The organism is Enterococcus sp. DIV2453a, assembly GCF_050533535.1.
In the GTDB taxonomy this organism is placed as follows: Bacteria; Bacillota; Bacilli; order Lactobacillales; family Enterococcaceae; genus Enterococcus; species Enterococcus faecalis.
In genome coordinates, this window is record NZ_CP172899.1 from 1,743,035 (window position 1) to 1,765,479 (window position 22,445).

30 protein-coding genes and 1 tRNA gene are annotated in these 22,445 nt (G+C 34.1%); 6 read left to right on the top strand and 25 right to left on the bottom strand.

Annotation, left to right across the window (positions count from 1 at the left end):
* Nucleotides 1-2: 2 nt before the first annotated feature.
* From IGK03_RS08635 to IGK03_RS08710, 16 genes are all read right to left on the bottom strand, one after another.
* On the bottom strand, nucleotides 3-1,292 hold the full coding sequence (locus IGK03_RS08635; RefSeq protein WP_002393615.1) for a PBSX family phage terminase large subunit: 1,290 nt from the start codon (nucleotides 1,290-1,292) through the stop codon (nucleotides 3-5).
* Entirely contained in the window at nucleotides 1,264-2,067 is an 804-nt protein-coding gene (terS, locus tag IGK03_RS08640) for a phage terminase small subunit (protein ID WP_002372038.1), read from the bottom strand. The genes IGK03_RS08635 and terS overlap by 29 nt, the downstream gene beginning before the upstream one ends.
* 46 nt (nucleotides 2,068-2,113) lie before the next feature.
* The gene (locus IGK03_RS08645) at nucleotides 2,114-2,830 is read right to left on the bottom strand and encodes a hypothetical protein (RefSeq protein ID WP_002372040.1); all 717 of its coding nucleotides are present in this window, start codon (nucleotides 2,828-2,830) and stop codon (nucleotides 2,114-2,116) included.
* 92 nt (nucleotides 2,831-2,922) lie between these two features.
* Nucleotides 2,923-3,150, bottom strand: coding sequence for a hypothetical protein (locus IGK03_RS08650; protein ID WP_002372042.1), 228 nt, complete (start codon nucleotides 3,148-3,150; stop codon nucleotides 2,923-2,925).
* A gap of 706 nt (nucleotides 3,151-3,856) precedes the next feature.
* Nucleotides 3,857-3,927, bottom strand: a tRNA-OTHER gene (locus IGK03_RS08655).
* A 1,320-nt stretch (nucleotides 3,928-5,247) separates the two neighbouring features.
* Nucleotides 5,248-5,664: an ArpU family phage packaging/lysis transcriptional regulator gene (locus IGK03_RS08660; protein ID WP_002372045.1), complete on the bottom strand. Its 417-nt coding sequence runs from the start codon at nucleotides 5,662-5,664 to the stop codon at nucleotides 5,248-5,250.
* Nucleotides 5,665-6,570: 906 nt separating this feature from the next.
* A complete protein-coding gene (locus IGK03_RS08665) occupies nucleotides 6,571-7,005 on the bottom strand; it encodes a RusA family crossover junction endodeoxyribonuclease (protein WP_002372046.1) in 435 nt (144 codons plus the stop codon).
* An 8-nt stretch (nucleotides 7,006-7,013) separates the two neighbouring features.
* Entirely contained in the window at nucleotides 7,014-7,313 is a 300-nt protein-coding gene (locus tag IGK03_RS08670) for a MazG-like family protein (protein ID WP_002372047.1), read from the bottom strand.
* A complete protein-coding gene (locus tag IGK03_RS08675) occupies nucleotides 7,314-7,616 on the bottom strand; it encodes a hypothetical protein (protein WP_002368214.1) in 303 nt (100 codons plus the stop codon).
* A 3-nt stretch (nucleotides 7,617-7,619) separates the two neighbouring features.
* On the bottom strand, nucleotides 7,620-8,582 hold the full coding sequence (locus IGK03_RS08680; RefSeq protein WP_173962321.1) for a Lin1244/Lin1753 domain-containing protein: 963 nt from the start codon (nucleotides 8,580-8,582) through the stop codon (nucleotides 7,620-7,622).
* Between the two features lie 13 nt (nucleotides 8,583-8,595).
* The gene (locus tag IGK03_RS08685) at nucleotides 8,596-9,486 is read right to left on the bottom strand and encodes a recombinase RecT (protein ID WP_002364218.1); all 891 of its coding nucleotides are present in this window, start codon (nucleotides 9,484-9,486) and stop codon (nucleotides 8,596-8,598) included.
* A 2-nt stretch (nucleotides 9,487-9,488) separates the two neighbouring features.
* Nucleotides 9,489-10,430, bottom strand: coding sequence for a YqaJ viral recombinase family protein (locus tag IGK03_RS08690; RefSeq protein ID WP_002364219.1), 942 nt, complete (start codon nucleotides 10,428-10,430; stop codon nucleotides 9,489-9,491).
* A 97-nt stretch (nucleotides 10,431-10,527) separates the two neighbouring features.
* Nucleotides 10,528-10,755: a hypothetical protein gene (locus IGK03_RS08695; protein WP_002364220.1), complete on the bottom strand. Its 228-nt coding sequence runs from the start codon at nucleotides 10,753-10,755 to the stop codon at nucleotides 10,528-10,530.
* Entirely contained in the window at nucleotides 10,755-11,078 is a 324-nt protein-coding gene (locus IGK03_RS08700; protein WP_002380444.1) for a hypothetical protein, read from the bottom strand. Before IGK03_RS08700 ends, IGK03_RS08695 begins: the two co-directional genes overlap by 1 nt.
* Before the next feature lie 43 nt (nucleotides 11,079-11,121).
* Entirely contained in the window at nucleotides 11,122-11,307 is a 186-nt protein-coding gene (locus IGK03_RS08705) for a hypothetical protein (protein ID WP_002364222.1), read from the bottom strand.
* A complete protein-coding gene (locus IGK03_RS08710) occupies nucleotides 11,298-11,492 on the bottom strand; it encodes a hypothetical protein (protein WP_002364223.1) in 195 nt (64 codons plus the stop codon). Before IGK03_RS08710 ends, IGK03_RS08705 begins: the two co-directional genes overlap by 10 nt.
* A 52-nt stretch (nucleotides 11,493-11,544) precedes the next feature.
* On the opposite strand from IGK03_RS08710, the gene IGK03_RS08715 reads away from it, so the two are divergent.
* The gene (locus IGK03_RS08715) at nucleotides 11,545-11,727 is read left to right on the top strand and encodes a YegP family protein (protein WP_002364224.1); all 183 of its coding nucleotides are present in this window, start codon (nucleotides 11,545-11,547) and stop codon (nucleotides 11,725-11,727) included.
* A 39-nt stretch (nucleotides 11,728-11,766) separates the two neighbouring features.
* Here the strand turns inward: IGK03_RS08715 and IGK03_RS08720 are convergent, their stop codons facing one another.
* From IGK03_RS08720 to IGK03_RS08730, 3 genes are read right to left on the bottom strand one after another with little or no spacing between them, the layout of a single operon-like run.
* Nucleotides 11,767-12,489, bottom strand: a complete 723-nt coding sequence (locus tag IGK03_RS08720) for a Rha family transcriptional regulator (RefSeq protein ID WP_002364225.1) — start codon at nucleotides 12,487-12,489, stop codon at nucleotides 11,767-11,769.
* 38 nt (nucleotides 12,490-12,527) lie between these two features.
* A complete protein-coding gene (locus tag IGK03_RS08725) occupies nucleotides 12,528-12,845 on the bottom strand; it encodes a hypothetical protein (RefSeq protein ID WP_002364228.1) in 318 nt (105 codons plus the stop codon).
* Nucleotides 12,846-12,850: 5 nt separating this feature from the next.
* On the bottom strand, nucleotides 12,851-13,042 hold the full coding sequence (locus tag IGK03_RS08730) for a hypothetical protein (protein ID WP_002356998.1): 192 nt from the start codon (nucleotides 13,040-13,042) through the stop codon (nucleotides 12,851-12,853).
* A gap of 290 nt (nucleotides 13,043-13,332) precedes the next feature.
* On the opposite strand from IGK03_RS08730, the gene IGK03_RS08735 reads away from it, so the two are divergent.
* The 5 genes from IGK03_RS08735 (at nucleotide 13,333) to IGK03_RS08755 (ending at nucleotide 16,778) form a co-directional block, all read left to right on the top strand.
* Complete coding sequence (locus IGK03_RS08735) at nucleotides 13,333-13,677, top strand: helix-turn-helix domain-containing protein (RefSeq protein WP_002385819.1); 345 nt, start codon at nucleotides 13,333-13,335, stop codon at nucleotides 13,675-13,677.
* A gap of 4 nt (nucleotides 13,678-13,681) precedes the next feature.
* Nucleotides 13,682-14,329: an ImmA/IrrE family metallo-endopeptidase gene (locus IGK03_RS08740; protein ID WP_002372050.1), complete on the top strand. Its 648-nt coding sequence runs from the start codon at nucleotides 13,682-13,684 to the stop codon at nucleotides 14,327-14,329.
* Between the two features lie 117 nt (nucleotides 14,330-14,446).
* A complete protein-coding gene (locus IGK03_RS08745) occupies nucleotides 14,447-15,211 on the top strand; it encodes a LysM peptidoglycan-binding domain-containing protein (protein WP_002389030.1) in 765 nt (254 codons plus the stop codon).
* Nucleotides 15,212-15,225: 14 nt separating this feature from the next.
* A complete protein-coding gene (locus tag IGK03_RS08750; protein ID WP_002369911.1) occupies nucleotides 15,226-15,555 on the top strand; it encodes a hypothetical protein in 330 nt (109 codons plus the stop codon).
* A gap of 74 nt (nucleotides 15,556-15,629) precedes the next feature.
* A complete protein-coding gene (locus IGK03_RS08755) occupies nucleotides 15,630-16,778 on the top strand; it encodes a tyrosine-type recombinase/integrase (protein ID WP_002389015.1) in 1,149 nt (382 codons plus the stop codon).
* 27 nt (nucleotides 16,779-16,805) lie between these two features.
* Here the strand turns inward: IGK03_RS08755 and comGD are convergent, their stop codons facing one another.
* The 6 genes from comGD to rlmN form a co-directional block, all read right to left on the bottom strand.
* Nucleotides 16,806-17,249: a competence type IV pilus minor pilin ComGD gene (gene comGD, locus IGK03_RS08760; protein ID WP_025190557.1), complete on the bottom strand. Its 444-nt coding sequence runs from the start codon at nucleotides 17,247-17,249 to the stop codon at nucleotides 16,806-16,808.
* Complete coding sequence (gene comGC / locus IGK03_RS08765; RefSeq protein WP_002356991.1) at nucleotides 17,246-17,521, bottom strand: competence type IV pilus major pilin ComGC; 276 nt, start codon at nucleotides 17,519-17,521, stop codon at nucleotides 17,246-17,248. Before comGC ends, comGD begins: the two co-directional genes overlap by 4 nt.
* Nucleotides 17,521-18,567 carry a competence type IV pilus assembly protein ComGB gene (comGB, locus tag IGK03_RS08770; protein WP_202334862.1) on the bottom strand — a complete coding sequence of 349 codons (1,047 nt, stop codon included), beginning with the start codon at nucleotides 18,565-18,567 and terminating at the stop codon, nucleotides 17,521-17,523. Before comGB ends, comGC begins: the two co-directional genes overlap by 1 nt.
* The gene (gene comGA, locus IGK03_RS08775) at nucleotides 18,524-19,492 is read right to left on the bottom strand and encodes a competence type IV pilus ATPase ComGA (protein ID WP_202334863.1); all 969 of its coding nucleotides are present in this window, start codon (nucleotides 19,490-19,492) and stop codon (nucleotides 18,524-18,526) included. Before comGA ends, comGB begins: the two co-directional genes overlap by 44 nt.
* 240 nt (nucleotides 19,493-19,732) lie before the next feature.
* The gene (locus tag IGK03_RS08780) at nucleotides 19,733-21,061 is read right to left on the bottom strand and encodes an APC family permease (protein ID WP_002396609.1); all 1,329 of its coding nucleotides are present in this window, start codon (nucleotides 21,059-21,061) and stop codon (nucleotides 19,733-19,735) included.
* Between the two features lie 289 nt (nucleotides 21,062-21,350).
* Entirely contained in the window at nucleotides 21,351-22,424 is a 1,074-nt protein-coding gene (gene rlmN / locus IGK03_RS08785; RefSeq protein ID WP_002356987.1) for a 23S rRNA (adenine(2503)-C(2))-methyltransferase RlmN, read from the bottom strand.
* Nucleotides 22,425-22,445 lie beyond the last annotated feature (21 nt).

Sequence of the window (22,445 nt, forward strand, 5' to 3'; positions counted from 1 at the left end):
TCCTAATATTGGATAAATCTCACATTATTTTTATCCATATCTTCACTGAAAGCATATCTTGTCGCATCAATTGTATGGTTGTCTTTATCTTCTAACCTAGGTTTAGGATTACCGTCTTTATCAGTTTGATAATCAATATTCTCAAATTCTTTAGCAATGTTAGGAGTTCTTAATGGATCAATACAAATAAAATCCAAATCGCCTAACCATTCTTCGCCATACTCAACAGAATCAGGACCTTTTTTTACTCCGAAAACTCGTGGCATACCATGTTCACTGTTTAGCTCTGCTATTGATTTAGGCTCTGCTGAATCAGCTGCAATTCTATCTGATATATATCCTTTAGACTTAGCTTTATTAGCAAATTCCCTATTACTAATTTTCACACCATAAATTTCATCAATAGCATAGATGCCATTTTTCTTTTTGTCATAATGCCATCTAACAAATGCTAATGGATCAGTAGCATAACCAAAGTCAAGACCATTTCTGATATTGTCAAAGTTAGCAGCCATTTCATCAGTAATACATCCTTTTATTACTCGTAGATTATCAAAAGGAACAACTCCTGAACCAATAGCTTTGCCGTCATACTCCCACTCAGCACGTTTCGGATTCTTAGCCCTCGTAGCATTAACTTCTTCAATAAATGCTTGAGCTATGAATGGATTATCCTTATATGTTGAATGATGAACGAAAGTATTCTCAGGTTGAAAGCTAGATTCATATTTCTTATTAACCCATGATTGTCGTCGCTTAGGAGGATTGTACGAATAAAAGAATTTATAAAAAAGACCATCTGCTAATTCACCACGTAGCAATGAGTTAGTTATGGTTTTTACATCATCTTCTGTTTTAAACTCGGCTAATTCCTCAATCCAAGCTATAGCAAATGGAAATCTTGAATCCTTTAATGACTTAATTCTTTCTGGATTCTGTGCGCCACGAAAAACAATATAATTCCCCCTAGGCTTATAGGTGATTTTCATAGGACTTTTATTTACTTTAAAATACTTAGACACACCTTGTTCTTCAATTGCCCACTTAATCTGTTCAAAAATAGATAGCTCAATCGTATTATCAACGTATCTAATGGCCACAGCATTTACAGGATATCTCATAATCAATTGAACGATTATGTGCGCTATGCCAGATGATTTACCTGACCCACGGCCACCTTTTTCAACAACATGTAATATATTTGAGTTTAATGCTACCTTCCAAGTAGTATGAAATGCTTTAGGAAGAAATTCAGATAGTTTTTTACTCATATCCATCACCTGATATATCATCAATAAAAACTGGCATATCCATGTCTCCACTTGTAGCACCTAAACTAGCTTTAGCTTTTTCAGTTTGAACTTTCAACAATTGTAATTTGGCATCATTTGCTAGCAAGGCATTCTGTTGCTTAACAGCCTTTGTTAACTGATTGCTAATTCTAGTCAACGCATCTTCAATAGCTAAGATGTCATCTAACTTTCTAAATGTTTTACGAGTTACTTGAACGTCTTGCATAACTTCACGTTTTATTTCTAGCTTTCTACCGTCTTTTTCAATCGGTGTTTTAATTTTCCTTAGCTGTTGTAACCGTTCAACTTCTTCATCATTTAGTCCTTTTTCAGCTTCTTTGATACGTTTCATCATTCTAAACTGCCGTACCTTTAATAAGCGAATCTCATCATTCAAAATAAAAAAAGGATCATCATTCAGATTAGAATAGATGTCCTTTTCTTCATCAGATAACATATCGGCAAATATTATTTCGTATTCGCCAGTTTTAATAGCGTTCTTATTACCAAGTGGTGGCGAGGCTCGGCTATTACCTTTGTTGCCTACTGCGTTCTGATTACCAAAAGGAGCGCCTCCTCGATTAGTAACGTTACCTTTTGCATTGGTAACATTACCTTTCAATTCAGCACTCCATTTATCAATCGATTTCCATTTTCTAATTTGAGAATCTGAAACATTTAACTCAGAAGCAATTTCCTTTAATTGCTTCTCTCCGTTGGATTCTAGCCAAATCTTTTTAGCTTTGTCACGTCTAGGATCACGTTTCCTTGCCATTCAATACACACCACCTCGCATTCTTTTTAAGTTAAGTTTTGTTTTGTTAAATTAGTCTTTTCAGACAATTGAACACAGTTTTTATATAGTATCCATACTCCTTTTCATTGTCGTAAAAATGTTCTATCAATTCAATAAAAACTAAGCTAATTCCCTCCAGTAATAGAATAATAATAAATAATATACAAAATGCTACATATAATGGGTTAAAATCAGCCTTGCTAAGTTCCGATAAAAATTCTTTCTTAACTTCAGCATCAATAAACATATTAATTACTGAAGTTACTGATACTAGAATGCTAAGTAATCCCAATGGAAACATAGTAGCTTTTATAAATTTTTTATGTGCTTTAGTCGTCTTTTTAATTTCTTTTTTCTTATTTTCAAAAGAAAAAACCAAATAGACACTTCCCCAAAATATAGCTAACACAATTACACACTCCACAAACATTCGTAAACTTGAACCTCCCCCATAATTATGTTTAAAAAAATACGTAGTTATTATTTCTTCCAAAATTGCACCTGTCATTGGTAAACTAAAATAAAAAATTAACGGTGTTCGAAATAAACTATAATATCTTTCCAAAACTATTTTTGGAGGGGTCCACTCTTCACTAACTAATTTTTTGATAATTTTACAAAACAAACGAATGTAATAATAAGTCATTATTATTACAAAATAAATTGGCCAACACACAATAAACAAAAGACTACACAATAAAAACATTAATGGTAAAAGTAGAATTAGAGTAAGAATATCCATTATAATACTCCCCTTTTTTAGAAAAAGAATATCTTACTTTGAAATATATTTCAATATTAAATCAGTAACATCTTACAACGTTTATTTGTAATTTAAATATACCTCTCTACATTCTCTTGTATATGCTTATCTTTCCAACTACCATGCCCACAATAAACAAGCTTGCACGCATCAATTTCCTTTGGTGTGGCTTCTCTCGTCATTTCGACAATAGATACATTCTTTTTTATCTGCACAGACATTACAACACGCATTGAACCAGTTGAGCGGTTCGGCTGTGGATATTTATGTGTTAACGATACATACCAATAACTTTTCATGTTCTCTCTCCTAATTGTTTTTATGTATATTTGTTTATTGTAAGACAAACGCTTCAATTCCTGTTATACTCACTGCAAGACAGCAACTCCTTTTTGCTTCATGTAACACTTCCAGTTATTTCAAAACATAATCTGCTGTCTGGCCACTAGATATTTTATCTGGTGGTTTTTCATGCGAAAACAATCCAAATATCCGACAAAACTTGACAGCTGTGTTACACTTGTTTTAGGTAGCACTCTTTCATAATAGCTAAAGTTCATAAACTACAAATGACACGAGATTTTCACTAACGCTACCTAGCCACTAGATCCCATTTCTAGTGGTTTTTTATATAAAAATAAGTTTTGGTGTGAATAAGCACTCTTTTATTCTCTATTCTTATTTGATATAATTCTTTTAGGTAGCAACTCCTTTTTGTAAATAGCAACCAACTAATTTTTCACGAATGCTACCTAGCCACTAGAACCCATAGTCTAGTGGTTTTTTTATGTACGAAAAAAAGACCACTCATTTACGTTGAGTAGCCTGCTTTAATTCTTTTTTCAAACGATTTAGTTTTTTTGCATCTTCTTGCTTAATGATTTCAAATAACTTAAACATAACAATACCTCCAAACAAAAAGAGGCACTTTTAAGCTAGTGCCTCACGTGAATGTAGCAGAAACATCTATTGACGATTCTTTTATTTAAGTAGCAAAGCTACCTATTGGCGTGGCAGGAATCGAACCTGCCTCTTATCTCACAATATGCTCGTTGCATCCCAGATGCTACACGCCAACCGAAAGGATTTTCCCACTATGCCATTTTTGAGATTGTCTACCGTAATCTCAATATCGCTGGCAAGGATTTGCACCTTGCATGAATAATCTTTACCGTTTATCTCCCTTTAGATTTACATCGGATATCACCGAATAATGTTTAAAGCCTCCGCACCAAATGATCACAAGATTATATATTTTATGGAGTATAGGAGGTTCTCTCAAACCGCATTACTCAGCTGTTTACAGGCTCTTGTGATTGTCCTCTTATACTCTTACAGACTAACGCCTATATAAACACCGAACACCAAAGCCGATTATTCTACGTAGTAACGTCTACCTATTCCGCCACAGCAATGATTAAAAACTCAAAAATCAACAGATTTAGGCTTTTCTTCCTGCTTCCTTTGTTTACAGTGTTATTCAGTCACATACCCAAAGAGGCTGAACTATCGGGCGCTACCCAATAGCTTCTCTTTGCTTTTTCTGTATGATCTAGCTCTACTGGCTAATAACTTTCACTTGAACATTCAGCATTTACATAAGAGTCCCATTTTTATTATTTGTCATCTGTAAATAAATTGCTGCATTAAGCTACTCGTACCGACTTCTTTCGTTAAACACTGATTTCTCAGTTTCTCTGCAAAGCGCTTGGTTTGAGTTTTCTAAGGTCTGCCAAGCTTCTCACACTTCCACCTAACTTAGATTATTCTCCACTGGAGCGTCTATTGTCACACTCGAAAGTTTCGTACCTTACACCTGCACAAATTCCACGTAGTACTTTGCGATTAATAGCTTTTACTATTAGTCCTTTTTACATTGCTGTAAAATCCACCACTAAAATCAATCAGTATCCCAATTCATTTTAGTTATCGACTTATCCCATACTACCCTAGCACATTGTTCAAATGCTCTTCACTAGGTTTAAATCTATTGATTTTTCAATTTTTAATAGTAATCACTCACAAACCTGTAGAAAAAAGAGAGAGGAATTACACCCCATTTCTTTTAGTTTGAGAACGTCTGATTTGTGAGTGATCATTGCAACTTAAACTTACATAGCGCTATCTTGACAAGTGCTTTCAGCGTACGTCTACGTGTAAGCTTAATGCCAAGTTTATTGCAATATTTGCTACCTAGACTAAACGAGACAGAAAGAACTGGACTTTCCACATCCTTATTCTTTATTTTTTTGTAGGTAGCCTCCAAAGATAAGCGAAACGGAGCTAAGATAGGTAATGCATGCCTTACCTCGTTTCCTTATCTTTCGACACTACCATAGTAACATCTAAATATTGATAAAAACCGCCAACTTTCCGCCAAAAAACCGCCAAAAATTTTATTTATATGCAATTATTTTTCCATTTCGATACGCTTCGGCAAATTCAATTAAAGCCTCTGATTTCATTCGTTGAATACTTCTTTCGGAATATCCAACTTCCCTAGCTATCTTGTAATTAGAGTAATGATCCTGCACACAGAAACTATAATGCAAAATTTGTCTGCTAGTTAGGCTCAATGCCATAAGCGCAGATAAAATTGCGTCTCTTTCTGCTTCTGCATCTGCTAGTTGTACTAGCGCATCTTCTGCTTTATTCCCGTGACTTTGGCTTTTAGGCATATCTGTAATAATTGGTGATTTTAAATCTATCAAAGAGCGACCAGCTATTCGCTCTAAACGTCTAAAGTTCTTCAACACATTTCTGGCATTCGCTTTTGTTTGTCGAAAATCTACTTCTCTTAGCAATTTAATCAAGTGAAATCGCTCCTTTTGTGGTATAATAATTTATAATAAACATATCATCATTTAAGAGTTGCTTAGCGGAAACTAAGTAGCTTTTTTTATTTATCCAAATATATATAAGTAATGCTTATCCTTTGCTCATCAGCGACTCTATATGATATAAATTATACTAAGAATACTATTCCAATAGCTATTCACTTCTCAGCCAGTCGGCGGAAACCGACTGGCTATTTATTTATCAAAATATTCATCACTCATACATGTTTGTAGTCAACAAATTATTGGTTGACTATAAAGAAAACAATAATAATTCTACAGTATTTTACAATCTTCCATTCGTCATCTTTCACATCATCTTTATTCATTTGATATTTTCCATCTAATAAATATTTTTGGCATAGAAAGTATTTTCAAATCTATTTTTCAATGGTATAATCACTTTAACTTTCTTGGGGATTTTATTTATGAAATAAATTTCCTCCTTTTCTACATTAACTTCTGGTAAACAGTTAATAGTAGTACACGTCTCTACAAGAGATTTATTGTCGATTTTTAATCGGCTATTTAATAGCACTTTATTTGGGGAAAGTGCTAACTCACACCTAAAGAACAACTGGCGGAAAACAGTTGTTTCTACCACATAAGTCAGCTAGTGGTCAGCTGGCTTTTTTTGTTGCCTTAAATTTCATAGTAATGTATTATTAATTGTCTCTATCTGAGATGAAAATGTATCTATAACTAGCTAGCGGAAACTAGTTAGTTTTTTTATACTATTTTTGTTGGTTTTAAAACTACTTAGCCTTTTTATATAAATGTGAACGTCGAATAATTGAATATTAAATTCTTTAAATTTAATCATCTTCTTTACTCGCTTTCTAACCGAATAATTCTCTTTGATCTGTTTACCCGTTTTACCCACTACACTTGTTCCTCCAAACTTGTAATTTCTAGTTCTGTTCGTGGTCGCATACTGTACAACTTTTGGCAAACCATCACAGCAATTTGACCATCGTTTTTATATAAAATACCTTCGGCAGCATCAGTGACTGCTTTGAAATAGTTGTCCAAGTCAGGTTTCTTATCGCAATATTTTCGCTCTAATTCCACTTCTAAGCGTTTCTGTTTATTACTTAAGGCAGATTTAGGCGGATGGATGTAAAACGTCACATGTGCGGAAATTGGCCCTTTTTCAATCAACTTTGCTCTTGATTTACGAAAATAATTCTTTACTTGATTTTTGTATTCTTTCATCGCTCGATCTTCGTAAGTTTTAACATAATTTCCACGCCTTGCAAATCTCGGGCGACTTTGTGGCTTGGGCTCAATCGGTAGAATAATTCGCATCTCTTCCACCTCGAACCTTACAAATCGGCTTCTTTGACGAATACTCCGTTTACCATTTTTCCTTGGCGGTTTTTAATTTCGCTATATGCTTGATTTAAGCATTCGTATAAATCCATGTTATTTTGCATAGCGAGAATAATTAACGTCACAACCATATCCCCGATACCATCTCTTAAGTCGTTTTCGTTGTTTCTTGCCAATGCAGCGCCAACTTCTCCGACTTCCTCAATCACTTTTAGCATTTGCTTTTCAGGTTCCGCTTTATCTAAACGCTTTTCTTTCGCCCATTCTTCCACTAATTTAACTAATTCATTCATCTAAAATTCCTCCCCGAAATCTAATTCACGTTTTAGCTTGCTGTGAATCGATTCTAGCTCTTTTTTGTATTCTTTGACTGTTTGTATTGTTTTACCACTAGAAAGCACATAATCGCGTTCTATTGCGACGAGAGCCTTACTTAAATTGCCATAATAACCAATCAAAGCGAGTGATTCTTTTTGTGTACCGTCTTTATCAGTCAAAATGGTTAACTCTCCGTGTTCGTTTCGTCTCGCTTTATTTACGATTACTTGCTTATCATCACTAGTAATTCGATAATCAAGTACTCTCATTTCAATCATGATTTACTCTCCTCCCAACAATTCTTGCATTTGTCTTTCAAATTCAGCTTGCTCTTCTGGTGATAGCTTTTCTTCTTCACCGTTCGCTTGATTCATCCATTCAGGCACCTTTTCTTGCCGAACAGGTTTATTTTGATATTGCTTATTTTGTGTTTTTTTATCTGCTCGTTCTCTCTCGTTATTTAGATAATCAGCATATGTTTTTAAACCATTTGCTCGCCAATTTTTCAAAATACCAGCAAAATAGCTATATCTTCGTTCATTATTTCTAGCACAGATATTAACAGCCTCTTTCAATAACTCGAGGTCTCCGTCAAAATCAGCAAGATCATATTGTAAATCAGTGATATTAACAGGAGTAGCAGGACTTACATTCTGTGAATAATAGCGGATTAACTCCGTTAGTTTTTCTTCACCTAACGGCTCTTCAAAGAATGCTTTCTCAACCGACGTTTCAGGTGACAACGGATTGATGCAACTTTCTGTTTCTTTTTTGTTTACTTTACTTTTATTTACTTTACTTTCCTTTACTTTACTTTGTGTATTAATGTCAGCATTAACTGTTTCATTTTGAGAGTTACTGTTGACATTAACTATATATTTAGTTGGTTTTGGTGTTTTCCGTCTTTTTGTCGCTTCGAAAAATGTCGCTTGGATATTCTCACTCGTAAGCACCTTGACCGAGTCAAACAGTTCTTTATCAAAAAATCCCCATAAGACTAAGCGGTTCACTATTTGATTGAGCATTTCCTTACTTACTCCAGGCAGGCGTTTTAAAAGAGTTGCTTGCGATAAATCATCCCACAAAATGAAATATCCTTTTTTGTATATCGCACAAAGCAGTTTGATTACCGCAAGTTCTCCTTTAATACCAAATTCCCCAGCAATAGCTTCTATTTTTTCGTCTTCAAAAATTCCAACATCAAGAGGAAAATAATCCAAACCTTCTTTTGCAGGTCTTGCCATTACATCTCCTTCTTTACTCTAATGGTGGATTTTTAGTATCAAATAAATCTGTTTGATTCAATGAATCTGAATCAGCTTCATTAATTACTTCTGCTGTTTTCATCGTAGTATTTTCTTCTACTTCCGTTTCGGAAATAATATTTCCATCTTCTTGCATTTGTTGAACTTTTTCATCTGAAGTTGTCGCTTCTTGCATTTCGATGGACAAAATCCCCCATTTTGATAACATATTTCTTAATACTGTTTTACGAGCCATCGCATTATAATCTGTAGCCCAGACACCGCTCAATTTTGTTTTTTCTTTGTCTTTGCTATTTGCAATTCGATGAGCTTCAATTTCTTGTTTGGTCCAATAAACAGTTTTCTTGAATCCATTTAATAGTTCAAAATATCCAACATATCCGATTACATCGTCTGATTGTCTACCATTTGGATCAAATTCAAATTCTTCCGTTAACCTGTTCCAACTCAGTAACTCTCCTTCGTAGACTTCAATAACATTTAATGCTTTATATTTACCTGACCGTTGAGCCAATTGAATATACCCTTTATATCCTAAAATAAATTGGGCTTTCCTCTCCCATTTGCCAGTCTGCTTATTTTTAGTATTAAATGGTACGAGATAGGCATAACCTAGATTTTTATCTAATCCTAAATTTAATGTAGCAGCTGTTAAAGCCCCGCTTAAAATAGACATTGGCTCGCTTTCTGCCAAGTAGCTATCATTAGAAACTAAGGTCATGACATTTGACATAAAAGCATTAGCATTTTCATGAAGAACTTCCTCAAATTTCCGCTTCATAGTAGGAGTATTCATTAATCCTTTTAAACCTAATTGATTCGCAGGAACTTGTTTTTGATTTTGTTGTGATAATTGATTTTTTAAGGTCTCGTTTGTTGCCATTATTACTTAATCTCCTTTTCTATTAATCTTCGTGGCGTAGTAACCATATATATTTCTTCATCTTCTGCAATTTGAGGATATTTTTCAGCAAACTTTTTACTGTTCAATCTTTTAGTAGGTATTTCCTTCCACTCAACAATATGTTTTTTAGTAATACCAATGCTTGCATTTCTTTTTCCCAATTCGCTTTTTATTTCATTTTCAATTTTTCTAATAGCTACATCCAACTCTTTTTTGGTTTTCTTCATTTCATTTTTTTGGTCTAACAATTCATCAAACGAAGCAGGTAAAGTAGTTTGCGTTTCTTCTATGTCGCTATACTTATCCTTTAAAAAGTCAGCTGTTGCCTTACTTCCGTCAATAATAGGTTCAACGCCTTTGATTACGTTATTTTCCCAAAAATCAACTAATTGCTCGGTCAGTACATCGATTAATTCCTGATCACGTTCTACCCGTTTCCAAATAAATTTCTGACCACCAATTAAAACTGCAATATAACAATAGTCTTTATTCAAAACATTCATATAATGCTGAACTTGGCAAAGATAACTCAATGGCACTTCGTCTCCTGCCCATTCTTTCGCTAAAAATTGATTTGCAGTTTTGCATTCTAGAATGGCATTTTCTCTAACCACTTCTCTATCAATATTTGCTCTTAAAAAAGGATGGAGCGAATGTTCGAAGACTTGATTTCTACGACGAACTTTTTTTCCTGTTCTTTCTTGGAACTCTTTCGCAACAACTTCTTCTAAAACATTTCCCCAATAGGCTGGCTCGCTTTCTGTATCTTTCAGCTCAACTTGACCTGTTTTCTCTAGCCATAATTGATAAGCTGATTTATATTGATTCAAGCCTAAAATTGTTGCAACGTCTGATCCTCCAATTCCTTTACGCCTATCCTCAAGCCATTCTTGATGGCTCATGGATAAAGTAGATTGAATCATCTTTCGTCTTCCTCCTCATCGTATTCCCACGTTAGCTCTAACACTTCTTTTTCTTCAGGTGGCTCTTGTCTTGCCCCTAGCGAATCAAATTCAGGCATTACAATCCCTCCCAAAATAGTTTTATTTTTTCATCTTCCAATTCGATATAATCGACACCTTGCATTTGTAATTGATCTAAAAATGGTTTTGTAGCTCCTTTACTGCTTACCACACAACTTGTATTGCCATAAGATGCAGATGTCCGAACAGATTGAATAATGTTATTCTGTGCGTTTGCTAGCATTAATTCGTAAATGTCGTTACCTAAACCTCTTACTTCAATCATTACAACTCACCTCGTAAAAAATCTTTTAACAATATATCTAGTTTTTCCTCATTATTTTGTTTAGTTGAAGATGATTCTGCACCAATAAATGATTCTTTTATTTGTTTACATTGCGGACAATCACAATCATGAGCAAGTGCTTCCTCTTTAAATTTTTCAAATAATTCACTAAATGCAATTGCTTGTTCAGGCAAAGAACCTGCAAGTAAAACACTGGATGCTTCCATCATTTCTGAATCAACAGTTGACAAAACAATCGTAACTTTTCCTTTCCGACATTCTTTAACAAGTTCCATTAATAAATTTTGAATTTTATCGTTCATTTTGATATACTCTCCTTAGTTAATAAATTTTGAATTTTTTTGTTCAATATTTGCCCTGTTCGTTTGCAGACGTTCGGGGCTCTTTTTGTACTATGCTTAATCTCTCTGGATAAACGTTTTTATCAGCTGAAACATACGGATATTCTTCAAACAACTTTCGCATGACTTCCGCTTGTGTTTCTCCAATCACATATGTTTCTCTACTAGCTTCGCCTATAGCTACATACATTTTTTATCGCCTCCTTTTTTAGAGTATTGATACTTTGCTTCATCCCAGTTAAAAAACCAATGGATAAAGAAAGGTGCACTTAGTGTTGCTAGTATTGGCATTGAAAAGTGGCTTTTCAGCAATACTCCTAGTACAATCATCAATAAAAATGCGCCTACTAATCGTGTTTCTCGGATTGCTTTCATGTTGTTAACCTCCTATATTTTGATATAATTCAATTGAAAGTGAGGTGCAAAAATGTTTTTTGTGATTAAACGAGCTTCTGATAAAAAATACTATTTTTTGATTAAAACTGAAGAAAATGAAATAATCGCATCAAGCAAAACTTACTACTACAAATCTTCTGTTTTAGAAATCATTGAATCCATTAAGAATGATATGAATCCAAAAGCAATCATTGTTGATACTACTTTTAACTGAGGATAAGTTAGGCTTATCCTTTTATTTTTATTTACTGATCTAGCTCACTTCTTTAAACATATCTCCGTTTCCATTAGCCATATCAATTCTTGCTTGTAATTCCAAGTCAGGCTTCCATTTAGGAATTAGAGTTAATGCTTCTTCATATCGAACTTTTGGAATATCTATATAAGAGGCTACATCGAATAATGCTTTCAATTGTTTATAGCAATTACTAAATGCTGATTGCTTAATACTTGAATCCTTATAAGCCGATGTTTTTTTGCCACCTAATACTTTGATAACAGTTGATGAAACTAGGCCTTGTATCTTTCGTTGTTGGCTTCTATTAATTGTTGTTTCTGTTTCTAGCTTATCTAAACGTTGATTTACAAGAGTCAATCCACGTTCATGTTTTAACGCAGCTTCTAATAACAATTCTGTGTTATTCATCGGTAAGTTTGATTGAGTTTTGAGCAGTTCCTCCATTTGGTTGAAAGCTTCAATGTATTTCAGTTTAAACTTAAGAGCTTTTTGACCAGTGAATCCCATTGCTAGCAGTGTGAATCCGTCACGGTTCATAATGATTTGTCTATATTTTTGTTTGTTTTGTGGATGAATATAACTATCTTCGTAAAATAGGTCTGCGTAATTTTCCGCAACCCCCTCTTTTAGATCATCAATCGCTGCTAAAACATCACGATGATTTTTATTAAACGTTTCAGCAACTTGTAAACTAGTTGTTACTGCTTGTTGGTTTTTCATAATTACTAAGTTGTCCATTTTTTCCTCCTTAAATTGTTTCTGTATTGCTCTTTCCTTTAATCCCAATGATTCATGATGTCATTACAAATTTTTATAGCTTCTTTAGCAGGCCAATATCTTTTTCCCTTGCTAGTACCAGGCTTTCTTTTTTCGATTATTTGCATACGTTTGTCTTTTACAAAATTTTGTTCAACTTCAGGAACAGACATTGAATATCTAGACGATAATTGTTTGATGTCTAAATACTCAGCACGTTCATTTAATCCTTGACTAGCTTCATTTATGACTTGTTCAAACATTTTTCTCAGGATTTTTTCAATAATGTTGTATAGAAAGTTTTTTGAAGATGTATCTAAGAAATTTTCCATTTTCATTCCTCCTATCTGATTTTGTAAAAGTCGATAATTGCCAAAAGTGTTTCGTGTGCTTTTTTACTTTTATTTTTTCCGTTCAGATAATCGATCAAATCTTGTCTTGGAATATCAAAATAGGTAGCAACACTAACCAACGAAATTCCCTTACTTTCAAAGTAATCACGAATTTTTTGACGACTTACTGATGTGTCTGGCATTTTTGATGCTCCTTTCTTTAGTATTAAATAAGTTAATTTGATAGAAATAAAAAAATATTGTTGACATTTTTACGCTATAGAGTAAAATGGATACATAAAGAAATAAACCTATAACAAAGCCTTTCATATGCACTTGGTCGCCAAACTCAATGCTAATAAGGTGTGTTTTAGTTTGTTTCTTTTCTATCAAATTAACTTACGAATCAATAATAACTCTATAGAGTAATTTTGTAAAGACTTTTTTACTCTTTTTAGTAAATTATTTTTTCGTGTTGGAAAGGAATACTGATATGACAACATTTGAAAGGATAAAAAATTTAGCAAAACAAAAAGACAAAAGCCTTCAACAAGTTGCTAGAGAGTTAAAATACGGTGAAAATTATTTTTATAGTTTAAATGCAGGAAAACAACCAACCGCAGAAAAACTACAAGAAATTGCCAATTATTTTAATGTTTCTGTAGATTATTTGCTTGGACGAACTGATAATCCAAATTCTGATAACTTAGAAGAAGATGAAATTGCAACTTTCTTCCGTGTAAATACAGAAGATTTAACCGAATCCGAAAAAGATCAGCTCAGAGAAGAGTTAAAAGAGTACTTAGAATTCATGAAATCAAGACTTAAAAACAAATGATTGGATGACCCCTATGTATTTAGACTACGATACTTATTTTGAATATCATGACCAGACATATATTATTATTGAAAAAGTTGCTAATTACTATGGAATTGAATTAAAAGAGTTAAGATGGAAACACTACAAAGATTATATGATTGACGTAGAAAATGTTGACATAATTCCCTATAGTTTCGGTGATGTTTCAAGAAAAATATTTTCAGGAAATATAATAAGATTTCACGATAAATGCGGAATTTCCTATAATTCAACAATGGTTAAAGGAAGGCAAAATTTCTCAATACTTCATGAATCTGCACATTATTTTTTTGATATGAATAAGGAATGCAAGTCTCAAAGTTTTTCAGATTTAATTACTGGAAAAGGATACACTAGCGAAGATGAACCAAAAGAAATAAGAGCTAATATATTTGCATCCCTTGCTTTAATAAACAATGAAGCATTGAAAGAATGTTTACAAAAACAAATGTCTTTCCGTCAAATTTGCGAAGAATTTGAAATGAGTGCTGCAGCACTATACGTAAGGTTATATGATTTTTTAACAAAAATATTCTTATTAAATCCATGCTTAGCTAGATCAGCTATTAATCAATATAGATATAACTATGATTCAACAAAATTAATTAGTTATGTGAAGATGGTTTTATAGATTTTTAGCAATGGTAAAATTAAAACAAAAAAAGTCCGTGCTGGGCACACGGACTTAAACCTCATTTTGAGATTTACTGACAAGTATATTATAACAGAAATGAGGATTAATTTAAAAATGAAAAAAATTGTTACTTTAAGTTTATCATTATTACTGCTGACTGCTTGTTCTAACGAAACTAAACAGGTTTCAAAGCAAAACTCAAGCTCTACCACAATTACATCCGAAAAGAAAGATATTTCTGATTCTAAAAAAATTAATAGCTCAAGTAGTGAGTCATCAACTATACATTATTCAAGTACACAAACAGATGAAACAACTCAAATGGAATTAGGTGGGTCTACCTATTCCCAAATTTTAGAGACTTATACTCAAAAGTTGACTACAACTACACCTATATTGATTGAAGAACTGCGAAATGAAGGAGAACCTATAAAAGGCAATGTTTCAGCATTAGCTGAGGTTTTAAACTCTAAAATAGGAAAATTAGCAGATATTTCAAATGCTGGAATTTCGGAAATGGCAAGCATACAACTTTCTAATAAAGACGACTATTCATTATATGAATCATGGGCAAATAAACTAACAGATGTTTATACTGCTGAAGCAAATAAGTTAACAGACTTGTATACCGAATTAGCTGCTGTTAACACGGAAATTTCTACATCACAACAACCATTGCCATCTACTCAATCATCTTCAGCAATTGAACAACCTCAAAGCTCTGAAGTTGAACAACCCGTATATGACAAAGTACGAAGCGGCGAAGGAGCTCGACAAGTAGCTGAGAGGAATGGATTAACCTTAGAACAACTATTTGCACTAAATCCAGGCATTGACACCTCTGTTTTTTATCCTGGTCAACCACTAAGAATTAAATAAAGGAGAGAACTTTTATGAAAAAGATTAAATATTTTATTTATACACTACTATTGCTTATTGTATTTACTGCATGCGGAACTAAAGAAGTTAAGCCTGATTATACTAGTAAAGAAGCTGAAACAGCACTAAATAACGGCGAAGATTTAACAGGTAAAACTGTGCAATTTACAGTTGATAAATATGTTCCTGATGGCTCATTAGGATATACAATTCAAACTGGAGATCATTTAAACTTTGTTTCAAGCAAAAATCCAGATGTAAGAACAGGGGATAAAGTAATTGCAAAAATAAAGAAAGTTGAAAACCTTATGGGGTCTTGGATAATTACTTTCGATAAAAAATAATTCTCCCCTCTCTGGTGAGTTCTAGCATGTTCGATTCATGTTAGGGGCTTTAAATGAATATTGGAGGTGAAACTATGGCGAAACTAAATTGGTCCAAAAAATACAAATATGTTTTTTCGTACTCAAACAAAAAAGGAACTTTTTGGGGATATCGCTATCCTTATTACAACTCTCTAAAACACCGAAAAGAAGCTAGCAAACGTGGATTTGAAAGTGAAAGAGCGGCGAATAAAGCATTGCTAAAAATCCAATATGATTTAGAAACACAAAATACTTCCTTCATCGAAAATAAACAACTCACCATAGATGAATGGATCAAAGTCTGGATACCTTACGCCCAAGACAATTGGAGTGTTTCAACAAAACAAAATATTGAATCTGCTATCAAATTTCACATATCACCATTAATTGGAAATCAGAAACTATCTTCTTTAAATAAGATTACCTATAAGCGAGAATTTATTGACAAATTAAGACAAGAAAACAAATATACAGAATCCACGATTCAAACGTGGCATAAAATTGTAATGAGGATGATTAACGCTGCGGTACACAATCAAATCATCCCTAGCAACACGCTAACAGGCTTTAAATTTGATTTAAGTAATAATGTTCGTTCATTCTCTAAAAAGGAATTACAGCGATTTATAGCGGTTTTAGAAAACGAAGATATTCAAACGCAAGTTATATTTTTGACTCTGCTAAAATCTGGAATGAGAAAAGGTGAATTGATGGGGCTGCGTTGGAGTGATATTGATTTAAACGAAAAATATTTCGATATCAATTCTACACGTGGCGATTATGGTGAAAATAAGCCGAAAACAAAAACTAGTATTCGTAAAGTTTATTTTGACAACTCATTACTCACTTTAATAAAAAAATACAAAAATCATGAGAAAGAACGGCTTTTTAGAGAAGGGATAATTTTAAGCGATAAGGACTATTTTATTTTAAGTTCTCGAAATTTACCTATCAAACAATCAAGAATTACGTATATGTTTCGCCTGTTATGTGAAAAAGCAGAAGTTCAAAACATAACCGTACACGGCCTAAGACATACCCATGCAACGTTTTTAATTGAAGCAGGAGCAAACATTAAGTACGTTTCAACTCGGTTAGGACACAAGAATATTAATATAACTTTGGATGTTTATAGCGATGTGCTAAAAGAAGAAGAAAAAGAAACAGCTGATATGATGGATAAACTTATTGAGAACTTGTGATTTGTGGTAAATCTGTGGCAAAAACACTCAAAACCATTGATATATAAACGCTCTACCACTCCCCATCTGAAATTGTAAAATAAGTTGCTGTTTCTTTTCAGTCCAAGTAAAAATATATTTCACTAAACGGCCATTGTTCCCTGACGAATGAAGAAAACTGAGCTTGCTTGGACCACTCACTGTCATTTTTTCAGGTACAGCTAGTAAAGTCCTCCGAGCTGATTGGTTCAATTTATCAGGAAATGAAAAGCTTTGTTGTTCTTCAAAAAACCAAACTTCTTGTGTTTCCTCTAAAACAATTGCTTGCTGTTGCGTAAAACGAAGTTGTTTTTCTACCGTAGCAAGAAACTGTTCAATTTTTAACGTTTCTTGCCAGCGGTGAATAGCGAGTGTTGGGAGCATAGTCATAAAGCAAACAATCGTTAAACTAGCAAGTGTTTCCATTAATGTGAATCCTGCTGACTTGTTCATTGCTTTTCTGCTGTATATTTATCTAACTGCTCTTTAGTAATGTAGCCTTCGTTGACTAATTCATTTAAGGAAGGCGTCTTATTTTTTTCTAGTGTGTAGAGCTCGATTTGTGATTCTACAATTTTTACGATTGCTTCATTGCCTTTTTTGTCAACTGTTTCTTTATGTTTCGCTAAGTTAGGGACAAAAAGTAAAATCAATACGGAAATAATCAATAAGACAATCAACATTTCTAATAATGTAAACCCTGCGTATTTTTGTTTCTTTTTCATTATAAAACTCCTTCCATATTGCCATAAATAGGCAGCAACATTGCCCCATAAACACCGATAATTAAACAAGCAATTATGATAAAAATAAGTGGTTGAACGAGAGTAATGACTCGTTCAATTTTTTTGAAAAAACCTTGGAAACAGACATTACTATAAACCATCAACTCCTTGCCTAATTTTCCTTTTACTTCTCCTTGTTGAATCATTAAACCCAATGCTTTTGTAAAAAAAGGATAAGCAGCTAATTGTCTATGTAAGGTTTCACCAACTAGCAGTCCTTCACTAATCGCTCCAGCTAATTCTTTCATTAAGGGGTAATTGGTTGTATGGCGCATCAAATCGATGACCTCTTTCATTTCTAATCCTTGCGCAAGCAACTTCCCCCATTCTAGTGCAAAAAAAGCACTGACGTATTCCCGATAAAGGCCACGGATAATGGGCAGTTTCAGATATACGAAGGCCCGCTGAATAGCAGACTGATGCTTCAAATAACGGTTTAAAATGAAGAAACTAAATGAGAGGATAAAAACTAAGGTAACCAGAATATATGGACTGTAAACAATCAGAAGAATCCCAATATTTTTAGAATAACTATTGGCATCATTTTCCATTAATTGGGGCAATAAAAATTGCCGAATACCAACAATGACGAGAATCAAAAAAACAATCAGGAGCAGCGGATAACTAATTATTTTATAGAACTGTTGCCGATATTTTTCCGTTTGAAAAAAATGTTCGGAAATCGCTTGTAGTGTCCCTACCAAATCCCCGTGTGCGGTAGCAAACGACAATTGTGCCGAGACCATTGTTGAAAATCCTAATTCTTCGACTAAAGCTTGTAAGGCAATGCCTGAGGAAAAGCCTTCAACTAAAAAAGTTATACTGTGCTGAGGTAATGCGTTTGATTTTTTCATGAAGGAAAAACTTTCTTGTATATTAAAACCATTTGCAAGTAAATCCGCTAATAGTTTCAGAAAAAGCTGCTGTTGTTTTTTCGTTAATTTATTCGATGGCTTGAAAATACGTTTTTTCTGTAATAAACCCATACGCCCACGCCTTTCTTAGATTCTTTTGCCAACTACTCTTTATAACGGCTTCCTTAAAGAAGAAATAATCATAAAGAATTCCCGTTGCTTGTTCCTTATTAATCGTGGTTGTCAAAATCTGTTGATAAATGATACCTTGCAAGCATTCAGCCAATTCATGCTCTGGGCCACCTAATTCTATCAAACGCCGTTGCACCCCCAATAAGTTACGGGCGTGAATTGTCGCAAAAATAGTATGACCCGTTAAGGCGGCTCGAATAACTGCTTGAGCCGTCTCGCCATCACGAATTTCACCAATAATCAAAATATCAGGATGATGGCGCAAGCAAACTTTGATCAAGGCTTCGTACGTTAACTGAATTTTTTCATTTGTTTGCAACTGTAAAAACTGCTTTTCCTCAATTTCAACAGGATCCTCAATCGCTATCACTTGTTGTTCGCCACTTCTTTGTTTAGCCACACGATACATGGTTGTTGTTTTCCCAGAACCAACTGGCCCACTGAATAAATAAAGTCCTCGTTTCTGACAAGATGCTTCAATTTCATTTAGCTGGTGGGGAAAGAAAAAATGTTCAGCTTGTTCACCAAATCGGTGCAAAAAACGAATTACCAAGCTCTCTCGATTCTGAAAATCTCCCACAGATGATAAACGCAAGCGTTGCTTCGTCTCGCCAATTAGATAAGTTGTCGCGCCTAATTGCGCTTTTCGTCTTTCTCCGACATCCATACCACCGATAAATTTAAAGTGGAAAATTAACTTTTCGCCTATTTCTGCGGAAACTTGTGTGTAAAGTGTCCGTTGCATCCCTGTCCGAAAAGAGATAGCTATTTCGGTATCATTGGGTAAAAAATAAACGTCTTGCGCCCCATGAAGGACGCCCCATTCAATTAATTGATGAGCTAATTTTTTTACATTTTCAGTCATTCATTTCCTCCTCTCACTAATAAACTACGCATTTATTTTATGATTTCAGCAAAAAAAAGAACCTTCACCAGTAAGATGAAGGTTCTTTTTTTGAAGTTTGCGCTGTCCATCTATCTTCCCCAAAATAGTGGAACTCCTAGACACTTAGTATTATACTAAAAAAATCTTGCGTTTAGTTTTCAAAAATTTCTCTGAATCACAAAATTTTTGAGAAAAACTATGATAATCCGATTGGATCGTTTACGTTTTTGGCTTCGTTTTTTGTTTATTAACTAAATAAACTGGAATTCCTAGAAGCGTAATTCCTATACCAATCAATGCTAGAATAGGCTGTGTAATACTCGTTGTAACCAAGATGAAGATACCACCTAGACTTGCGATAATTGGAATAATTGGATAGCCAGGAACCTTATACGGTCGTTTTAATTCAGGTTCTCGTTTTCTTAAAATAAAAACGGCTAAGAAAATTAATAGATTAAACAGCCACATAACAAAAACTAACATATCCGTCAATAAATCGAAGGTCCCGAAAAACATCATGATAATGGCTACAGCTAACTGGAAAATTCCAGCAACGTAAGGAACAACAAAGCGTTTAGACAACTTTTGAAACTGACGACTAAAAGGCATCAGATTATCTAAGGCTAAGGCATAAGGAATCCGAATCCCTGTCATTGTGTAGCCGTTTAACGCACCATATACAGAGATTAAAATCCCAATAGTTACGATTTTGCCGCCAATTGGTCCAAAAATAGCCACAGAAGCATCCGAAGCTGCATTCAAATTCCCAGCGATTTGCTCAATTGGTAATGTTTTTAGAAATACAAAATTAATTAAAGCATAAATTAAAGTAATCAATAACAAACCAAAAATAATGGCTTTAGGCAAGTCTCTTTCTGGTCGCTTCATTTCACCAGCCACGTTACCCACACCTAGCCAGCCATCATAAGCAAACATGGTGGCAACTAAGGCGCCACTAAAAGCAACTAAAAAGCCAGTATTCGCTGTTGTTTCAATGGGAAAAAGCGAAACAGCTACTTGTCCTGGAGTAAATAACCCCACTAAAGAAATCAAGGCAATTGGAATCAGTTTTACTACCAATGTCGTTGATTGGACCAAAGAAGCAATTTTTGTTCCTAATAAATTAATTACGGTGATACTGGTTCCCGCAAGAATGGCAATTGGAATCAATAAATTTGCCGATAAATGAAACAAATTGATTAGTTGTGTACTAAAAATAATGGATAACGCCGAAATGTTGGCAGGATAATAAATGATACTTTGTGCCCACCCTAAAAGAAAACCAGCTAATTTACCATATGTATATTCAATATACTTCACTGCGCCACCTGTTTCAGGGATTGCTGTAGCAAGTTCGGCGCTGGTTAATCCTGCACAAATGGTTAAGGCACCACCTAACACCCAAGCAAAGATAGCTAAACTAGCTGACTGTGCGTGTCCAACGACACTCGCAGCTTTAAAGAAAACACCAGCGCCAATCACCGTACCCATTACCGTGGATAACGCACCAAACGTTGTTATCTCTCTTTTTAATTGCTTTTTCTCCATAGACTCCCTCATTTCATTTAAACTAAAAAAGCGTAACAAAATTTCACTTTCTTGAAAAGATAACGAAAATAATAGCTGTTTTCATGAAAAATTCTGTGACGATCTCTTTTCAGTATAGCTATTTCTTTTAGAATTTCAAGTTTGAAAACCACAAAAAGAAAATTTGTCATAAAAGTTTTAGAGCATTCATCTTTTGTTTATAAACAAGAATTGAAAAACCGACGATTTTTTATTAAATAAACGAAAAATCGAATCAAAAAGAAACCTTTCTGATCCGATTTTAACTACGTTATTGGTTTTTGACTTTTTCTTTTTTCATTTGTTTGCTGCGTAATTGTCCGCAAGCCGCATCAATATCTGTTCCGTGCTCTTTACGAATAACACAATTGATGCCATTCTTTTTGAGTACATCATAAAATTTTAAAACCGCTTCTTTAGAGCTTCGGCTATATTGATCGTGTTCACTCACTGGGTTATACGGAATCAGATTAACATAAGAAAGTTTTTTCTTATTCCGTAGTAAATCTGCTAATTGTTGAGCATGTTCTGGTCGGTCGTTCACTTGACTCAACATAATATATTCAAATGTAACACGTCGGTTGGTTTTTTCAATGTATTCATCAATTGCTGCCATTAATTTTTCAATTGGAAAACTACGATTAATCCGCATAATTGATGTACGAACTTCGTTGTTAGGAGCATGTAATGAGATTGCTAAGTTTACTTGTAGTCCACTGTCTGCAAATTCACGAATTTTTGGCACTAAACCACTTGTTGAAACTGTAATATGGCGGGCACCAATAGCCAAGCCTTTATCATCATTAATCGTTCGTAAAAAGTTCATGACATTGGCGTAATTATCAAATGGTTCACCAATTCCCATCACAACGACATGGCTAACACGTTCATCCAACCCACGTTCATCGAAATAATGTTGCACCCACATAATTTGGGCAACAATCTCGCCAGCAGTTAAATCTCTTTGTTTTTTTAATAGCCCACTAGCACAAAATGTACACCCAATATTGCAACCAACTTGAGTGGTCACACAAACAGATAATCCATATTCTTGACGCATTAAGACTGTTTCAATCATATTTTTATCTGGTAATTCAAATAAATATTTCACGGTACCATCTTGCGCTTCTTGCACAATGACTTGTTTTAATGGATTTAATGAAAAATTTTCTTCTAATAAAGTCATCAACGATTTAGAAATGTTCGACATTTCACTAAATGAAGCAACACGTTTTGTATACAACCATTCCCACACTTGTGTTGCGCGAAATTTCTTCTCGCCATGGGCTAAAAACCAGTCCACAAGCTGTTCTCTCGTCAGTCCATAAATGGATTCTTTCTGCATTTCTTTTCCTCATTTCTGCTA

What these genes read in the sequence shown, in the direction of transcription:
- IGK03_RS08680 (WP_173962321.1), bottom strand. Translation starts at nt 8,582, where the DNA reads ATGGCAAGACCTGCAAAAGAAGGTTTGGATTATTTTCCTCTTGATGTT.
- IGK03_RS08700 (WP_002380444.1), bottom strand. Translation starts at nt 11,078, where the DNA reads ATGAACGATAAAATTCAAAATTTATTAATGGAACTTGTTAAAGAATGT.
- IGK03_RS08740 (WP_002372050.1), top strand. Translation starts at nt 13,682, where the DNA reads ATGACCCCTATGTATTTAGACTACGATACTTATTTTGAATATCATGAC.
- IGK03_RS08780 (WP_002396609.1), bottom strand. Translation starts at nt 21,061, where the DNA reads ATGGAGAAAAAGCAATTAAAAAGAGAGATAACAACGTTTGGTGCGTTA.
- IGK03_RS08690 (WP_002364219.1), bottom strand. Translation starts at nt 10,430, where the DNA reads ATGATTCAATCTACTTTATCCATGAGCCATCAAGAATGGCTTGAGGAT.
- IGK03_RS08730 (WP_002356998.1), bottom strand. Translation starts at nt 13,042, where the DNA reads ATGCCAGACACATCAGTAAGTCGTCAAAAAATTCGTGATTACTTTGAA.
- IGK03_RS08675 (WP_002368214.1), bottom strand. Translation starts at nt 7,616, where the DNA reads ATGATTGAAATGAGAGTACTTGATTATCGAATTACTAGTGATGATAAG.
- IGK03_RS08695 (WP_002364220.1), bottom strand. Translation starts at nt 10,755, where the DNA reads ATGATTGAAGTAAGAGGTTTAGGTAACGACATTTACGAATTAATGCTA.
- terS (WP_002372038.1), bottom strand. Translation starts at nt 2,067, where the DNA reads ATGGCAAGGAAACGTGATCCTAGACGTGACAAAGCTAAAAAGATTTGG.
- comGB (WP_202334862.1), bottom strand. Translation starts at nt 18,567, where the DNA reads ATGGGTTTATTACAGAAAAAACGTATTTTCAAGCCATCGAATAAATTA.
- IGK03_RS08715 (WP_002364224.1), top strand. Translation starts at nt 11,545, where the DNA reads ATGTTTTTTGTGATTAAACGAGCTTCTGATAAAAAATACTATTTTTTG.
- IGK03_RS08755 (WP_002389015.1), top strand. Translation starts at nt 15,630, where the DNA reads ATGGCGAAACTAAATTGGTCCAAAAAATACAAATATGTTTTTTCGTAC.
- IGK03_RS08685 (WP_002364218.1), bottom strand. Translation starts at nt 9,486, where the DNA reads ATGGCAACAAACGAGACCTTAAAAAATCAATTATCACAACAAAATCAA.
- IGK03_RS08745 (WP_002389030.1), top strand. Translation starts at nt 14,447, where the DNA reads ATGAAAAAAATTGTTACTTTAAGTTTATCATTATTACTGCTGACTGCT.
- comGC (WP_002356991.1), bottom strand. Translation starts at nt 17,521, where the DNA reads ATGAAAAAGAAACAAAAATACGCAGGGTTTACATTATTAGAAATGTTG.
- IGK03_RS08670 (WP_002372047.1), bottom strand. Translation starts at nt 7,313, where the DNA reads ATGAATGAATTAGTTAAATTAGTGGAAGAATGGGCGAAAGAAAAGCGT.
- rlmN (WP_002356987.1), bottom strand. Translation starts at nt 22,424, where the DNA reads ATGCAGAAAGAATCCATTTATGGACTGACGAGAGAACAGCTTGTGGAC.
- comGD (WP_025190557.1), bottom strand. Translation starts at nt 17,249, where the DNA reads ATGAACAAGTCAGCAGGATTCACATTAATGGAAACACTTGCTAGTTTA.
- comGA (WP_202334863.1), bottom strand. Translation starts at nt 19,492, where the DNA reads ATGACTGAAAATGTAAAAAAATTAGCTCATCAATTAATTGAATGGGGC.
- IGK03_RS08735 (WP_002385819.1), top strand. Translation starts at nt 13,333, where the DNA reads ATGACAACATTTGAAAGGATAAAAAATTTAGCAAAACAAAAAGACAAA.
- IGK03_RS08710 (WP_002364223.1), bottom strand. Translation starts at nt 11,492, where the DNA reads ATGAAAGCAATCCGAGAAACACGATTAGTAGGCGCATTTTTATTGATG.
- IGK03_RS08635 (WP_002393615.1), bottom strand. Translation starts at nt 1,292, where the DNA reads ATGATATATCAGGTGATGGATATGAGTAAAAAACTATCTGAATTTCTT.
- IGK03_RS08705 (WP_002364222.1), bottom strand. Translation starts at nt 11,307, where the DNA reads ATGTATGTAGCTATAGGCGAAGCTAGTAGAGAAACATATGTGATTGGA.
- IGK03_RS08650 (WP_002372042.1), bottom strand. Translation starts at nt 3,150, where the DNA reads ATGAAAAGTTATTGGTATGTATCGTTAACACATAAATATCCACAGCCG.
- IGK03_RS08750 (WP_002369911.1), top strand. Translation starts at nt 15,226, where the DNA reads ATGAAAAAGATTAAATATTTTATTTATACACTACTATTGCTTATTGTA.
- IGK03_RS08725 (WP_002364228.1), bottom strand. Translation starts at nt 12,845, where the DNA reads ATGAAAATGGAAAATTTCTTAGATACATCTTCAAAAAACTTTCTATAC.
- IGK03_RS08720 (WP_002364225.1), bottom strand. Translation starts at nt 12,489, where the DNA reads ATGGACAACTTAGTAATTATGAAAAACCAACAAGCAGTAACAACTAGT.
- IGK03_RS08645 (WP_002372040.1), bottom strand. Translation starts at nt 2,830, where the DNA reads ATGGATATTCTTACTCTAATTCTACTTTTACCATTAATGTTTTTATTG.